This is a genomic window from Devosia sp. J20-27, assembly GCF_055808595.1.
Genome location: NZ_CM147875.1, coordinates 2482916 through 2497260 on the forward strand (window position 1 = coordinate 2482916; position 14345 = coordinate 2497260).

Annotated in this window: 14 protein-coding genes; 9 read left to right on the forward strand and 5 right to left on the reverse strand. The window is 65.1% G+C overall.

Annotated elements, in window-relative coordinates; all coding sequences use genetic code 11:
- Positions 1–7 precede the first annotated feature (7 nt).
- Both tam and AC0L4C_RS12225 read left to right on the forward strand, forming a co-directional pair.
- On the forward strand, positions 8–781 hold the full coding sequence (gene tam, locus AC0L4C_RS12220) for a trans-aconitate 2-methyltransferase (RefSeq protein ID WP_473399876.1): 774 nt from the start codon (positions 8–10) through the stop codon (positions 779–781).
- 24 nt (positions 782–805) lie between these two features.
- Complete coding sequence (locus AC0L4C_RS12225) at positions 806–1669, forward strand: alpha/beta hydrolase (protein WP_473399877.1); 864 nt, start codon at positions 806–808, stop codon at positions 1667–1669.
- 538 nt (positions 1670–2207) lie between these two features.
- Here AC0L4C_RS12225 and AC0L4C_RS12230 read toward each other — a convergent pair.
- The gene (locus AC0L4C_RS12230) at positions 2208–2999 is read right to left on the reverse strand and encodes a DpnI domain-containing protein (RefSeq protein WP_473399879.1); all 792 of its coding nucleotides are present in this window, start codon (positions 2997–2999) and stop codon (positions 2208–2210) included.
- 57 nt (positions 3000–3056) lie between these two features.
- Between AC0L4C_RS12230 and AC0L4C_RS12235 the strand changes: the two genes are divergently transcribed.
- Entirely contained in the window at positions 3057–3179 is a 123-nt protein-coding gene (locus AC0L4C_RS12235; protein ID WP_473399881.1) for a hypothetical protein, read from the forward strand.
- Positions 3180–3197: 18 nt separating this feature from the next.
- On the opposite strand, the gene AC0L4C_RS12240 is transcribed toward AC0L4C_RS12235, so the two are convergent.
- Together AC0L4C_RS12240 and AC0L4C_RS12245 are read right to left on the reverse strand one after the other, a co-directional pair.
- Positions 3198–4181 (reverse strand): aldo/keto reductase, encoded by a 984-nt coding sequence (locus tag AC0L4C_RS12240; RefSeq protein ID WP_473399882.1) that lies wholly within the window; start codon positions 4179–4181, stop codon positions 3198–3200.
- 21 nt (positions 4182–4202) lie between these two features.
- Positions 4203–5384 carry an MFS transporter gene (locus tag AC0L4C_RS12245; RefSeq protein ID WP_473399883.1) on the reverse strand — a complete coding sequence of 394 codons (1182 nt, stop codon included), beginning with the start codon at positions 5382–5384 and terminating at the stop codon, positions 4203–4205.
- A gap of 150 nt (positions 5385–5534) precedes the next feature.
- Here AC0L4C_RS12245 and AC0L4C_RS12250 point away from each other — a divergent pair, with 150 nt between their 5' ends.
- The 3 genes from AC0L4C_RS12250 to AC0L4C_RS12260 all read left to right on the forward strand — a co-directional run bounded on the left by AC0L4C_RS12250 (position 5535) and on the right by AC0L4C_RS12260 (position 8256).
- The gene (locus AC0L4C_RS12250) at positions 5535–6434 is read left to right on the forward strand and encodes a LysR family transcriptional regulator (RefSeq protein ID WP_473399885.1); all 900 of its coding nucleotides are present in this window, start codon (positions 5535–5537) and stop codon (positions 6432–6434) included.
- 72 nt (positions 6435–6506) lie between these two features.
- A complete protein-coding gene (locus AC0L4C_RS12255) occupies positions 6507–7337 on the forward strand; it encodes an alpha/beta fold hydrolase (protein WP_473399886.1) in 831 nt (276 codons plus the stop codon).
- A 106-nt stretch (positions 7338–7443) separates the two neighbouring features.
- Positions 7444–8256, forward strand: a complete 813-nt coding sequence (locus tag AC0L4C_RS12260) for an alpha/beta fold hydrolase (RefSeq protein WP_473399887.1) — start codon at positions 7444–7446, stop codon at positions 8254–8256.
- Positions 8257–8262: 6 nt separating this feature from the next.
- On the opposite strand, the gene AC0L4C_RS12265 is transcribed toward AC0L4C_RS12260, so the two are convergent.
- Positions 8263–8709: a host attachment protein gene (locus tag AC0L4C_RS12265; protein WP_473399889.1), complete on the reverse strand. Its 447-nt coding sequence runs from the start codon at positions 8707–8709 to the stop codon at positions 8263–8265.
- A gap of 181 nt (positions 8710–8890) precedes the next feature.
- Between AC0L4C_RS12265 and rarD the strand changes: the two genes are divergently transcribed.
- A complete protein-coding gene (gene rarD / locus AC0L4C_RS12270) occupies positions 8891–9808 on the forward strand; it encodes an EamA family transporter RarD (protein ID WP_473399890.1) in 918 nt (305 codons plus the stop codon).
- Here the strand turns inward: rarD and AC0L4C_RS12275 are convergent.
- Positions 9765–10703, reverse strand: coding sequence for a LysR substrate-binding domain-containing protein (locus AC0L4C_RS12275; RefSeq protein ID WP_473399891.1), 939 nt, complete (start codon positions 10701–10703; stop codon positions 9765–9767). The two genes, rarD and AC0L4C_RS12275, sit on opposite strands and share 44 nt — an antisense overlap.
- 101 nt (positions 10704–10804) lie before the next feature.
- Here AC0L4C_RS12275 and katG point away from each other — a divergent pair, with 101 nt between their 5' ends.
- Both katG and AC0L4C_RS12285 read left to right on the forward strand, forming a co-directional pair.
- The gene (gene katG, locus AC0L4C_RS12280; protein WP_473399892.1) at positions 10805–12994 is read left to right on the forward strand and encodes a catalase/peroxidase HPI; all 2190 of its coding nucleotides are present in this window, start codon (positions 10805–10807) and stop codon (positions 12992–12994) included.
- Positions 12995–13156: 162 nt separating this feature from the next.
- On the forward strand, positions 13157–14281 hold the full coding sequence (locus tag AC0L4C_RS12285) for a DUF2336 domain-containing protein (RefSeq protein ID WP_473399893.1): 1125 nt from the start codon (positions 13157–13159) through the stop codon (positions 14279–14281).
- The last annotated feature ends 64 nt before the right edge of the window (positions 14282–14345 follow it).

A 14345-nucleotide genomic window follows, 5' to 3' on the forward strand; every position in this document is an offset into this window, starting at 1 on the left:
AGGACACATGGCCGACTGGTCGCCGAGCACGTACCTGAAATTCGAGAGCGAGCGGACCCGCCCGGCGCGGGATCTGCTCGCCCAGGTGCCGCTGCTGGCGCCGCGGCGCGTCGTCGACATGGGCTGCGGCCCCGGCAACTCCACCGAGCTGCTGGCCGAGCGCTACCCCGAGGCCGAACTCATCGGCCTCGATTCCTCCCCTGCCATGCTGGCCGAAGCCCGGACGCGCCTGCCAAGGGCCAGGTTCGCGGCCGCCGATGCCGCCGTGTGGGTGCCGGAGCCGGGCACCGATCTGGTGTTTGCCAATGCCATCTACCAGTGGATTCCCGATCACCTCGCGGTGCTGCCCAAAGTGCTGGCGGCGCTGGGGCAGGGCGGCGGCCTTGCCGTGCAGATGCCCGACAATCTGGGCGAGCCGACGCATCAGCTGATGCGCGAGGTCGCCGCCGAGGGACCGTGGGCGGCGCGTCTCGCCGATGCAGCGCGCCAAAAGCTGCCGCCGCCGCGCGTCTACTATGATGCGCTGTCGCCCTATGCGGCGCAGCTCGACATTTGGCACAGCGTCTACAATCACGTGCTCGCCAGCCCGGCCGCCGTGGTCGAGTGGGTCAAATCCACCGGCCTGCGGCCGTTCCTCGAACCGCTGGACGAGGCCGAACGCCTCGACTTTCTGGCGCGCTACGAGGCGCGCATCACCCAGGCCTATCCGCCTGCGGCCGATGGCAAGATCCTGCTGCGCTTTCCGCGGCTGTTCATTGTCGCCGTCCGCTCTGACGCCTGATCACGCCGACATTCCGGAGCCAGTATGAACGTTCTCACGCACGAAAATCCGCCGTCTGCTCTGACCACCGAGGCCGACGAGGCGATCTTTGCCGCGGCGCGCGAAACGCTCGAGGCGCCGCTGCCGCCCGAAGTCGAGACATCGGCCCCGGCCGGCACGCTGACCCGGCATCGGCATTTGGGCACCGGGGTCTATCCCGGCGTCGGCCGCGACTACTGGATCTATGCGCCCGCCGGGCGCGATCCGGCAAAGCCGGCGCCGCTGCTGGTGGTGCAGGATGCGCGGCTCTATCTCAGCGAGAGCTTTCAGGCGCCGGTGCTGCTCGATGCGCTGATCGCCGCCGGCGACATCCCGCCGACGGTCGCCATCTTCATCGAGCCGGGCGATCTGCCGGGCGAGGCCGAGGGCAGCCGCGGCAACCGCAGTTTCGAGTACGACTCGCTGACCGACGCCTATCCGCGCTTCCTGCTCGAAGAGCTGCTGCCCGAGGCGCTCAAGGGCATCAATGTTTCCGAAGACCCGGCCGAACGCGCCATCTGCGGCATGAGTTCGGGCGGCATCTGCGCCTTCAACGCCGCCTGGGAGCGTCCCGACGCCTTCGGCAACGTGATCAGCCATGTCGGCAGCTTCACCAATATCCGTGGCGGCCACGTCTATCCCTCGCGGGTCCGCGCGGCCGACGCCAAGCCGATCCGGGTCTTCCTGCAGGGCGGGGTGCAGGACCTCGACCGGCCCGCCGGGCACTGGCCGACCGCCAATTTCGACATGGCCGCGGCCCTCCGCCTCAAGGGCTACGACTACCGCTTCGAGTTCGGTCCCGGCGCCCACAACCTGACCCACGGCGCCGCCATCTTCCCCGCCACCATGCGCTGGATGTGGCGGACGTAGGGTTCGCGCGACGACAACTGTTCCAAGCACGGGACTAGTTTTGGGGGCAGGAAGGGCGGGCGGTCCCTAGGTGGGCGGTTCGAAAGGAGCGATCGGCAAAGCAGTTGCGCCCCTTCCGTTCCCTCGAGCCCTCATCCTGAGCTTCGTCGAAGGACGAGGGCGGTACTCGCCGATGCCCGAACGGTGTTTAACCCCAATACGTCGCCTGTCTAAAAGCTATGTAAGCAGTAGCCGAACCAGCATTCAGCGCTACTGCGACGCTTTTGTATCGGGGTTTGTCCTCAGCGCTGATCGGCGACTCAAAAACGACGAAGTGCATGTCCTCCGGTTCGACGATAAAAGTCAGATCGTCACTTTTGACCGGTGACCAGTCACCTAAGCCGCATCGGGGACATTCGTCATCGCAACAGCACTCGTCCTCCCAATCGGCGCCACAGCTGTCGCAGTGATAGTGGTTACGGAACCATGCCATGTTCCCGCCTCCTCCTCCCGTGTGGGCACCACGCGTCAGTGCTTGAGACCTAGTGCTTCGACGCACTCACCACGAGGTTGCTCGGACTGGATTCCGAAGCCGGTAGCGACCGCGCCCTATAAACTCAAGATAGCCGCTGTCACGCAATACTTGAAGCTGTTGTCTGATCTTAGGCCGAACATTGTTGTTGTTCGGATATGTTGTGCTCAGGTGCCGCTCGTGCCGGTAAACGTCATCCAGGTCGAACTCTGCCCTGCCGATTTTCTCGACTACCTTCATTACCTCGATGAGCCAGCCGCGTGCCTCTAGGCCTTTCTCTTCAAGAAAGACGGTCTCCCTCCACTTGGCCAAGACGTCGTCCTTTGGAATGGCAACGCCGTCCTGCAGGATGAAAATCCGTCCAGCGGCCGGCACATTCTTGATCAGAATGTTCGATCCGACCCAACCAGCGCGTCTAGCGGTCGCCTTCAAGGGTGGACGTTTCTGGATGATACTAGGAACAAAGAAGTGTTTTGGAACGATGCAGACGTTACGTACTTCCCTGGACGCGAGATTGTAGTTCAGCAGCAGCAGGTTGGGGTTGGTCGCAGAACTCAGTCGCGCGATTTTCGTCTCATATGCACCATCGGCAACGCTCCCGCCGAAGCTATGACCCTTCTTGCTCTTGACCTCAAACTGGTCCGAGCAATCTGAACATGTGAAGTCGGCGACCGGACTATTGTTTGGCAACTGTGTCAGACGTGCGTTCCCACAGTTCGGACAGAACATCCAGTCTGCGACCCAGCGTTCTGTCCAGACACGCGCCTGTTGTGAGCCACTGTAATACGCTGTCTGCGATTCTTCGAACCCAAGCCTCATTGGCTATGGTAGCGAGTGGAAACGTAAGGCGCCAGATCACGGACGGAGAAACCTCAGATGACCGATACGCGTCGCCTCAAGGGCTACGACTACCGTTTCGAGTTCGGCCCCGGCGCCCACAACCTGACCCACGGCGCCGCCATCTTCCCCGCCACCATGCGCTGGATGTGGCGGACGTAGTTCCGGCGGGCGGCAGCCTCAGAGGCCGGACCGCGCCAGCAGGTCGTCGGGATAGCGCGCGCCGGTGATCTGGATGCTGGCGGTTTCGATCTCTGCCAGGTCTCCGGCCGTCAGGCGCACCGACAGGGCGCCGATGTTTTCCTCGAAACGCTCGAGCTTGCGGGTGCCGAACAGCGGCACGATCCAGGGCTTCTGCGCCAGCAGCCAGGCAAGGGCGATCTGCGCCGGGGTGGCGCCATGCCGCTCGCCGATGCGGCGGATGAGGTCGATCAGCGCCAGGTTGGCGGAGCGGGCCGCCTCGGCAAAGCGCGGAATGCGGCTGCGCAGGTCATTGGCGGCAAACTGCGTGCCGGTATCGATCTTGCCGGTCAGAAAGCCCTTGCCCAGCGGGCTGAACGGCACCAGCCCGATGCCCAGTTCGGCCAGAACCGGCAGGATGTCCTGCTCGGGTTCGCGCGTCCACAGCGAGTACTCGCTCTGCAGGGCTGCCACCGGCTGGACCGCATGCGCGCGGCGGATCGACGTCGCGCCCGCTTCCGACAGGCCGAAATGGCGGACCTTGCCTTCGGCGATGAGGTCGCGAACCGTTCCGGCGACATCCTCCATCGGCACGTCCGGGTCGACGCGGTGCTGGTAGTAGAGGTCGATATAGTCGGTGCGCAGCCGCTTCAGGCTCCCCTCGATGGCGCGGCGGATCTGCTCCGGCCGGCTGTTGACGCCGCCCCGGTGCTCGCCCGTGTTCTGGTCGATGTCCCAGCCGAACTTGGTGGCGAGGATCACCTTGTCGCGCATCCCCGCGAAGGCCTCGCCGACCATTTCCTCGTTGGTCCACGGACCATAGACTTCGGCCGTGTCGAAGAAATCCATACCCAGTCCGACCGCCTGACGCAGCAGGTCGATCATCTGGGCGCGGTCGGGGATGTCGCGCGACTTGCCGTATCCCATGCCCCCCAGCGACAGGGCCGAGACCTCAAGTCCCTGTCCAAGCGTGCGTCTATCCATGTTCTTGCTCCATTTGCTGTTTCAGGCCTCGGTCGGTTCGGTGACGGCAGGGGCTGCGCGTCCCGCGATGGCCGTCACGGCCATGACGAGCGCGCCGAGGAAGCAGATTGCACCGGCCGCTGCCAGCACGCTGGCGTAGCCGGCTGCCGCCAGCAGCGCCAGCAGTCCCGCGGCCGTGAGGGTGGAGACCACCGTCATCACGTCGAGCAGCGAGGTCGACAGGCCGATCCGGCCCTTGATGGTATCCTGCATGTAGCTGATGGTCAGGCTCAGCAATGCACCGGTCGAAATGGCGTTGAGCACCTGCAGCCAGAGGATCTCGGCGACCGATCCGGCAAAGAACAGCAGGCCCAGATAGAGCGCAAAGATCAGCGCGTTGAAGGCGACGATGCTCTCGGTCGAGAGACGCGTTGCCAGGTATCCCCAGGCAAGCATACAGGGGACCTCGAGGCTGGCGGCGAGAGCGGCGGTGTAGCCGACATCGGCCAGCGAGCCGCCATAGTCGTTGAGGATGGCCAGCGGCAGCACGGTCAAATGCGTCGCCATGGCGATGCGAACCAGCGCGATGGCGCCGATCCCCGCGAGCCGCCAGACGGGCAGCGGCGCGGCCGGCGCGTCACCCGCGGACTGCCGCGGTGGCGGCGCCACGCGGGTGCCGCTGTCGAGAAACAGCAGACCGTAGCAGAGGGCGCAGGCGAGGTAACCCAAGGCCGCGAGGCCGAAGACGTCGAAAACCGAGTAGGTGCTGGCGATCCAGCCGGCCAGCGGCGGCATGACGACCCAGGCGGCCGAGAACACGGTGCGCAGCGCCGACATGCGGAACACTGATTTGGCTGGATCGCGGCGGTCGAACATGGTGCGTGACCAGGCGAGGCTTTGTGAGAACAGGGCGCTGCCCAGCGGCATGATGCAGCAGAAGGCGATGACATAGACCAGTTGCGTGGGCAGCAGATAGATCATGCCGAAGGCCAGCGCGCCCAGCCCGGCGCAGAAGACGATAAGGACGCGGCGATCGGGCAGGCGGTCGGAAATGAGGCCGAGCAGCACAGAGCCGGCAGCGGCGCCGAGCGCGCTCACCACCATCACGAGGGCATAGGCCTGGTTGGACATGCCAAGGCCCTCCACCGCGACCACGGCGCGATAAGGGGCGGTGGCCGCGGTCACCACGCCGATCAGCAGCATGCCGGCAAACGCGATGAGCATCGCCGATCTGCCGCCTTGCCCGCGCTGCCATGATCGTCCTGCGCCCACCTTGTCGTCCGTCCCTTCGCTGCCCTGGACATGGGTTTAGCCTTTGCGCAGGCGGTAGATTATCCTCTATAATCTTGATGCGGTTGTGAGTGGAGCTCATCAATGGTCAGGCGGTCGCTCGATGACATGCAGGCGTTTCTGGCCGTGGCGCGGGAGCGCAGCTTTACCCGCGCGGCCGCGCAGGTCGGCGTCACACCCTCGGCGCTGAGCCACACCATCAAGCAGCTCGAGCAGCGGCTGGGGCTGCGTCTTCTGGCGCGCACCACGCGGAGCGTGTCGCCGACGGAAGCGGGCGAACGGCTGCTGCGCACCGTCGGGCCGCGGCTCGATGAGATCGAGGCCGAAATCGAGGGTTTGAGCGAGTTGCGCGACCGTCCGGCCGGCACCATCCGCATCTCGTGCGGCGACTCGGTGGTCGAAACCGTGTTCCGGCCGATGCTGGGGGACTTCCTCCGCCGGTACCCTGACATCAGCGTCGAGTTCGCCATCGCCAACGGCTTCGTCGACATCGTCGAACAACGCCTCGATGCCGGCGTGCGCCTCGGAGAGTCGCTCTCCAAGGACATGATCGCGGTGCGTATCGGCCCCGACTGGCGCTTCACGGTGGTCGGTTCGCCGGACTATTTCGTCCGCCATCCCAAGCCGCTCAGGCCGCAGGACCTGACGGCCCACAACTGCATCAACCTGCGGCTGAGCACGGCGGGCAATCTCTATGCGTGGGAATTCGCCAAGGATGGCCGGCAGTTGGCCGTGCGGGTCGAGGGACAGCTCGCCTTCAACAGTGTTCTGCCGATCCTGGGTGCCGCACTGGACGGGGTGGGGCTGGGCTTTGTGCCGGAGTCCATGACGCGCGAGCACATCGCGAGGGGGGAGCTGGTCGAGGTGCTCGCAGACTGGTCGCCGAACTGGCAGGGCTACCATCTCTACTACCCCAACCGCCGCCAGCCCTCACCGGCCTTTACCGCGCTTGTCGAGGCCCTGCGATATCGGGAAGGCGGCTGATCCGGAGCCGGTCACGTTGGCAATCGGGCTACGCAGATGCTATTGCGGCGCCGACGGCAAAGGAGCTTTCAGATGCCAACTCCCTTCGAGATCGAATTCGACGGTGCGCTGATCCGCGGCGAGTCGGCGGGTTTTGGCCTGCCGGTGGTGTTTCTGCATGCGGGGGTCGCCGACCGGCGGCAGTGGGCCGAGCAGATGCGCGAGCTGGAGGCCGAGGGCTTTTACGTCATTTCCTATGACCGGCGCGGCCATGGCGAGACCGAGAGCGAGGATGTGCCGTTCAATCACGTCGTTGACCTGGAGGCCGTACTCGACCGGCTGGGGCTCAATGCTGCCGTGCTGGTGGGCAATTCGCTGGGCGGCGGCATCGCCATCGACTTTGCCATCGAGCATCCCGACCGGATCGCCGCGCTGGTGCTGATCGGCACCGCCATCACCGGCTTTGATGGCGAGGACTATCCCGAGGACCTGGCGGCGCTCGAAGACACGCTGGAATATGCGCTGTCGCGCAGCAGTATCGAGCAGGCCAATCGCATCGAGGCCCATATGTGGCTCGACGGGCCGCTGGCCGACGATGGCCGGGTCGACGGCCCGGCGCGCGAGCTGTTCCTTGACATGAACCGCAAGCGCCGCGAGCACGCGGCCCTGACCCACGAGGAGCACCCCGATGTGGCCGTCGATCACCTTGACCTCATTAAGGTGCCGACGCTGCTGCTGCTCGGCGCGCTCGACTATCCTGACGTGGCCGATGCCCACGAATTGCTCGAGGACGAGATCGAGGACAGTTTTGCCCTGACGCTCGAGGACACGGCACATCTGCCCAGCATCGAGCGCCCCGACCTCGTCAACCCGCTGCTGCTCGAATTTCTCGATGCGCTGCAGGGTGAAGTCGTCGACAGCTGAGGTCGCCATCGGGCATCCGGACCGGACCGGATGCGTGCGGGTTGTCGCTGCTGGCGACCCGAGGATCGAGTAGCACAGCGCGCCGGACGCGTGGTAACCCTCCGCCATGATCGACGAATTCGAAATCGAACTGGGCGATGCCCTGATCACCGGCGCCGAAGCCGGCGAGGGGCTTCCCGTGGTCTTCCTGCATGCCGGCGTCTGCGACCACCGCATGTGGCACGCGCAGATGGAGGCGGTGGCCAGTGCCGGCTACCACGCCGTGGCCTATGACCGGCGCGGCTATGGCGACACCAGTTCACCCGACGAGGTTTTCAGCCATGTCGAGGATCTCGAAGCGGTGCTCGATGCGCTCGATATCCACGCCGCGGTGCTGGTCGGTTGTTCTCTGGGCGGCGGGGTGGCGATCGATTTCGCGCTGGCGCATCCGGGCCGCACCATCGGGCTGGTGCTGGTCGGCACCTCGATCACCGGCTCCTCGTCCTTTGTCAGCGACCTCGAGCAGCCGCTGGTGATGGCAGAGGAAGATGCCGAGGACCGCGGCGATCTCGACATGCTCAACAAGGTGCAGGCGCATGCCTGGCTCGATGGTCCGCGCAGCCAGAACGGCCGCGTCTGGGGCGCGGCGCGGGAGCTCTTTCTCGACATGAATGGCAAGGTGCTGCGCCATCCCCGGCTCAGCCGCGAGGAGCAGCGTGCGCCGGCGCTCGAGCGGTTGGGGTCGATCAACGCGCCGGCGCTGCTGATCGTCGGCGATCTCGATTTCACCTATATCCTGCAGCGCCACGAGGATGCGTCCGAGGCGCTGCCCAATGCCTTTGCCGTGGTGCTGGAAGGCACCGCGCACATTCCCAATCTCGAGCGCGCGGATCTTTTCGATCCGCTGCTGCTCGAGTTCCTGGAGGCGGTGACGGCCTGACGCGGGTCAGAGCGCCAGCATGGTTTCGAAGTGCTTCTGCAGCTGCGGCTGCGGCACGTTGGTCAGGTCCTTGGGCAGTTCGGCCATCACCGTCTGCCTGACCTTGTCGCTGAGCTCGGGGCGGATATCGCCAAGCGCTGCCGGCGCGGCGGCGATGATCAGCCGGTCGAAACGACCCGCCTGATGCAGCTCATCCAGCCGCTCGGCGAGGGTCTTGACGAAACGGGCTTCGCGCAGCTTGACCGGATCGCTCTGCTCCATCCCCGACTTGGCCGGGCCCGCGCCGTCGTACTGGCGACCGGGCCGGTCGCTGTTGATGTCCTGGGCGCGCAGCGGCTGCTGCTCGAAATGCAGCCCCTTGACCGCTGCCAGTCCCTTGCCCGGCCCGCCATTTTCAAAAAGCTGGGCTTGGGCACCGTCGGCGATGAGTATCCAGGTGATCGTCGCTTTCATGTGGAGTTCCTCTGGTTGGCGGGGAAAGAGTGTGCGGAAAACGGACAACGCGCGACGCCACAATAGGTTGGCCATTCGTGACGCCCTTGAGCGGGATCAATTATTCTGATTGGTCGGGCTGAAGTGTGGCTGCTAAAGACAGCGTTATCCTCAGACCGGCCGTTCGGCCCGGAGTATGCAATTGGCCCCCGCGCCCAGCCTTCCATTGACCGATGAGCAGCAGCGGCTGCGCAGCGGCCTCACCTCCGGACTCGTCGCCTATCTGCTCTGGGGCTTCCTGCCATTGCTGTTCAAGCTGGTCGAGGACGTCGGCTCGGTCGGCGTGGTGGCCGAGCGCACCTTCTGGTCGCTGCTGTTTGTCGGCGCCATCCTGCTGGTGACGCGCCGCTTCGGCGAAGCGCGGGCCGCCCTGCGCGATCTCAAGACCGTGCGGGCGATGGCGCTGTCGGCGCTGCTGCTGGCAACCAACTGGCTGATCTTCGTCTGGGCGGTGGAAACCGGGCAGGTGCTGGAAGCCAGCTTCGGCTATTTCATCAATCCGATGATCAACGTCGCCATCGGCATGATCTTTCTGGGCGAGCGGCAGAAGCGGCTGCAGAGCGTCGGCATCGGCATTGCCGTGCTGGCGCTGGTGATCCAGACCATCGGGCTGGGCCGCATTCCCTATATCTCGCTGAGCCTCGCGGTCACGTTCGCGCTCTACGGCTATGTGCGAAAGACCGCCAAGGTGGCGGCGACGGCGGGCATGTTCGTCGAGACGCTGCTGCTGGCGCCGCTGGCCGTCGGCTACCTCGTCTACACCTTTGTCTCCAGCGGGCCGGGACTGCATGCCGATCCCACCATTGCCATCCTGCTGATCCTCACCGGGCCGGCCACTGCCGTGCCGCTGCTGCTGTTCAATTTCGCGGTGCAGCGCCTCAGGCTCACCACCATCGGCATGCTGCAATATATCGCGCCATCGATCGCCTTCATTCTCGCCATCACGGTGTTCGGCGAACACATCAATCTGATGCGTGTCCTCAGTTTCGTGCTGATCTGGCTGTCGCTGGTGGTGTTTACGCTCGGCTCGGTGACGCTGCGGCCACGTCCCCAGGGCTGACGCTCGGGGCGTGACGCAGGCGGCGAATGCTGGCTGCGATGGCGCCGAACGTCTCGGCAAAGGGCGCCGACTCACGCCAGCAGAGGGAGAGCTGCCGGCGGGCGCCGGGCGCTGCCAGCGGGTGCACGCGGATGCGCTCGGACACTTCCTTCTGCAGCGCGATTTCGGGCAGCAGGGTGACGCCCTGGCCGTTGGCGACGAACTCGACAATGGTTGACAGCGACGTGGCGGCGAAGGTGCGTCGCGTCGCTTCGCTGTCGAGCGCACAGGCAGCGATGGCCTGGTCGCGGAAGCAGTGGCCCTCGTCGAGCAGGAGCATGCGGTGGCGGTCGATGCCGGCCAGCGTCACCGGCCCGTCACGGGCCTCGGCGGCGCTGGTGGCGAGCACGAAGCTGTCGGTGAACAGTGGCTCCAGCGTCAGCCGCGGCCCGCCTTCCGGGGGCTGGCTGGCGATCAGCGCCAGATCGAGTTCGCCTTCGGCGATGCAGTCGAGCAGGGCGTCGGTGCGGCTCTCGGTGACCGTCAGCTCGAGCTCTGGCAGGTCCTCGCGCAGCACAACAAAGATGCTGGGCAGCAGGTAGGGGGCAACGGTCGGAATGACGCCGAGGCGCAGCGGACGCAGCAGTTCGCCGCTCTGTCGGCTGGCAAAGGCATCGACCGCATCGGCGCTCTCGATGGCTTTTTGCGCCAGATCAATGAAATCGCGCCCGTAGGGGGTCAGGGTGACGCCTCGCTTGAGACGATCGAACAGGGTTGTGCCACAGTGCGCCTCGAGGGCCATGATCTGCTGGGAGAGGGCCGGCTGGGAGACAGCGCACAGTTCAGCCGCCCGGCCGAAGTGGCCGGTGCGGGCCACTGCGACGGCGTAGCGCATTTGCCGGAGTGAGATCTGCACGATAAGTTCTTCCTATCAAGGGAGAAAGATATAGCAATTTGCCTAATGGGAGTCACCCTCCTATAAGGCCCCGAAAGTGACCCACATTCGCGGAGGTAGGGATGTCCACCAAGCTAGAAGACGTTAACGACAGTTCGGCCAAATGCCCGGTCATGCATGGTGGAATGACGGCCACCGGCGTGTCGAACATGGACTGGTGGCCGAACGGCCTCAACCTCGACATCCTGCATCAGCACGACACCAAGACCAACCCGATGGGCAAGGGCTTCAACTATCGCGAAGAGCTGAAAAAGCTCGACGTCGAGGCGCTGAAGGCCGACCTGCGCGCGCTGATGACCGAAAGCCAGGACTGGTGGCCGGCCGACTGGGGAAACTATGCCGGCCTGATGGTCCGCATGGCCTGGCACTCGGCCGGCTCGTACCGCCTGGCCGATGGTCGCGGCGGCGGCGGCACCGGCAACCAGCGTTTCGCTCCGCTCAATTCCTGGCCGGACAATGTCAACCTCGACAAGGCGCGCCGGCTGCTGTGGCCGATCAAGAAGAAGTACGGCAACAAGGTCTCCTGGGCCGACCTGATGATCCTGGCGGGCAACATGGCCTATGAGGCCACCGGCCTCAAAACCTTCGGCTTTGCCTTCGGCCGCGAGGATATCTGGCATCCCGAGATCGACATCTACTGGGGTGCTGAAAAGGAATGGCTGGCGCCCAGCGATAACCGGTATGAGAACGTCGAAAACCCGGCGACGATGGAAAACCCGCTGGCCGCCGTGCAGATGGGCCTGATCTACGTCAATCCCGAAGGGGTGAACGGCAAGTCCGATCCGCTCAAGACGGCGGCGCAGGTGCGGGAAACCTTCGCCCGCATGGCCATGAACGACGAGGAAACCGTTGCCCTGACGGCCGGTGGCCACACCATCGGCAAGACTCATGGCAATGGCAGCGCCGAGGCTTTGGGCCCCGAACCCGAGGCAGCCGACGTCGCCGAGCAGGGCATGGGCTGGAGCAACCCGAACATGGGCGGCAAGGCCAGCAGGGCCGTGTCGTCGGGACTAGAAGGCGCCTGGACGAGCGAGCCGACCAAGTTCGACATGGGCTTTTTCGATATGCTTTTCGGCCATGACTGGGAGCAGCGCAAATCGCCCGCCGGCGCCTCGCAGTGGGAACCGGTGAACATCCGCGAAGAGGACCGGCCGGTCGACGCGAGCGATCCCTCGATCCGTCACAATCCGATGATGACGGATGCCGACATGGCGATGAAGGTGGACCCGATCTACAACGCCATCTGCCAGAAGTTCATGGCCGACCCGGCCTATTTCAGGGACACCTTCGCGCGCGCCTGGTTCAAGCTGACCCACCGCGACATGGGACCGAAGGTCCGCTATCTGGGTCCGGATGTGCCGCAGGAAGACCTGATCTGGCAGGATCCGGTCCCGGCCGGCGCCACCGGCTACGACGTCAACGCGGTGAAGGCCCGCATCGCGGCGAGCGGCCTTAGCCGGTCCGAGATGATTGCCACCGCCTGGGACAGCGCCCGCACCTTCCGCGGGTCGGACATGCGTGGCGGCGCCAACGGGGCCCGCATCCGGCTGGCGCCGCAGAAGGACTGGGAGGGCAACGAGCCCGCCCGGCTGGCCAAGGTACTTGCCGTGCTTGAGCCGATTGCCGCCGAGACCGGTGCGAGCCTCGCCGACGTCATCGTGCTGGCGGGCAATGTCGGCGTCGAGCAGGCGGCCAGTGCCGCCGGCTACGCCATCGAGGTGCCGTTTGCGCCGGGGCGCGGCGATGCCACCGCCGAAATGACCGATGCGGACTCGTTCGCGGCGCTGGAGCCCATTCATGACAGCTATCGCAACTGGCTCAAGCAGGACTATGTCGTCAGCCCCGAAGAGCTGATGCTCGACCGGACCCAGCTGATGGGCCTGACGGCGCATGAAATGACCGTTCTGGTCGGCGGCATGCGGGTCATGGGCACCAATCACGGCGGCACCCGGCACGGCGTCTTCACCGATCGGGAAGGCGCCCTGAGCAACGACTTCTTCGTCAATCTGACCGATATGGCCAACACCTGGACCGCAGCCGGCAACGGTGTCTACGAGATCCGCGACCGCAAGACCGGCGCCGTCAAGTGGACCGCAACGCGCATCGACCTGGTGTTCGGCTCGAACTCCATCCTGCGCTCCTATGCCGAGGTCTACGCCCAGGACGACAGCCAGGAAAAGTTCGTGCGCGACTTCATCGCCGCCTGGACCAAGGTGATGAACGCCGACCGTTTCGACCTGGTTGCGAACTGAACTTTCATGCGGGGCCGCTCCGGTGGCCCCGCATTCTTAGCGCGCGGTGAGCGCATTCGATAAAATTTGCATCGAATGCCGCCGCATACCTTCAGACGACACACGCATCTTGCAAGGCACGGTCTCATCCCAGTCACGGCAGAACGCCGAAGGGGAAGTTACATGCTTGAGATGGATGAAGGTGCCCGGGCCTTTTCGACCTTCCGGGTCCTGAATGGCGACGCCAATGTGGCCGAGCGCGACCAGCTCTTCCGCAATATGGCTCAGCTCTATTCCTATGTTTCGGATCGCTGCGACGACGAGCAGGTCTCGCAGTATGACGAAGTGCTCTGCCAGCTGGCCGAACTGGTGGAAGTCGAGGCCCGGTCTCACGTGGCCAAGCTTCTGGCGCCACTCGAACGCGCACCGGGCAATGTGGTGGTCCGGCTGGCCAACGACACCATCGAAGTGGCGGCGCCGCTGCTCGAATTTTCCAACGTACTCAGCGATGACGATCTGATCGATATCATCAGCAGCCGCACCGAGGCGCACCGCGTGGCCATTGCCGGGCGCTCCGTCGTGCCGGCCCGGGTGGGCGATGCGATTGTCGAACATGGCGGTTCGTCCTCCGTGGTCCGGCTGGTGCGCAACCCTAATGCCGAACTTGCGCCGGCAACCGTCGAACGCCTGGTGGAGCGGGCCAGCCACGATGCCGAGATCGCCGCCGACTTGCGCGGCCGCTCCGACATCGACTGGAAGGGCCTGCGGGGCGAGATCCATGAGGCCGGCGACAAGGTGCTGCAGTCGGTCTCCGAGATCGAGCCCAATCTCGATCCGGTGACCATCGGCAAGATCAGTTCGGTGGTCTACAACCGCATGAAGAACCGGGCCGGCTTTTCCAGCCAGGAATGGCGCGTTGCCTACAACCAGGTGAAGGCGCTGGCCGATCGCCGGCAGCTCGATACCAAGGCGCTGGTGCGATTTGCCCGCTTCGGCTACGGCCACCACAGCGCCGCGGCGCTGACGGTGATGCTGCAGGTCTCGCCCGAAGTGTTCGTCAAGTGGCTGGCCATGCAGGATTATGTGGCGATCACCGTGGCCCTGCGCAGCCTCGGCATCAATCCCGAGCTGTTCGAGACCATGGTTGCGTCCATGCCGTGGCGCGACATGCCGACAACGGCCGACAAGACCAATATCCGCCGCCGCTTCGAGGCACTGAGCCAGGACGAGGCAGTCGGCATCTTCGAGCTCTGGCGCGCCCACGCCTTCCGCAAGCGTCCCGAAGACCGGGTCGCCGGCGTCGCCTGATCGTCACCGATCTGGATATTCAGAGGGCGGCTCACGGGCCGCCCTTTTTCGTTGTCGGGGCGCA

What these genes read in the sequence shown, in the direction of transcription:
- AC0L4C_RS12255 (WP_473399886.1), top strand. Translation starts at nt 6,507, where the DNA reads ATGCCAACTCCCTTCGAGATCGAATTCGACGGTGCGCTGATCCGCGGC.
- AC0L4C_RS12230 (WP_473399879.1), bottom strand. Translation starts at nt 2,999, where the DNA reads ATGAGGCTTGGGTTCGAAGAATCGCAGACAGCGTATTACAGTGGCTCA.
- AC0L4C_RS12245 (WP_473399883.1), bottom strand. Translation starts at nt 5,384, where the DNA reads ATGCTCATCGCGTTTGCCGGCATGCTGCTGATCGGCGTGGTGACCGCG.
- AC0L4C_RS12240 (WP_473399882.1), bottom strand. Translation starts at nt 4,181, where the DNA reads ATGGATAGACGCACGCTTGGACAGGGACTTGAGGTCTCGGCCCTGTCG.
- tam (WP_473399876.1), top strand. Translation starts at nt 8, where the DNA reads ATGGCCGACTGGTCGCCGAGCACGTACCTGAAATTCGAGAGCGAGCGG.
- AC0L4C_RS12265 (WP_473399889.1), bottom strand. Translation starts at nt 8,709, where the DNA reads ATGAAAGCGACGATCACCTGGATACTCATCGCCGACGGTGCCCAAGCC.
- AC0L4C_RS12285 (WP_473399893.1), top strand. Translation starts at nt 13,157, where the DNA reads ATGCTTGAGATGGATGAAGGTGCCCGGGCCTTTTCGACCTTCCGGGTC.
- AC0L4C_RS12250 (WP_473399885.1), top strand. Translation starts at nt 5,535, where the DNA reads ATGGTCAGGCGGTCGCTCGATGACATGCAGGCGTTTCTGGCCGTGGCG.
- katG (WP_473399892.1), top strand. Translation starts at nt 10,805, where the DNA reads ATGTCCACCAAGCTAGAAGACGTTAACGACAGTTCGGCCAAATGCCCG.
- AC0L4C_RS12235 (WP_473399881.1), top strand. Translation starts at nt 3,057, where the DNA reads ATGACCGATACGCGTCGCCTCAAGGGCTACGACTACCGTTTCGAGTTC.
- AC0L4C_RS12260 (WP_473399887.1), top strand. Translation starts at nt 7,444, where the DNA reads ATGATCGACGAATTCGAAATCGAACTGGGCGATGCCCTGATCACCGGC.
- AC0L4C_RS12225 (WP_473399877.1), top strand. Translation starts at nt 806, where the DNA reads ATGAACGTTCTCACGCACGAAAATCCGCCGTCTGCTCTGACCACCGAG.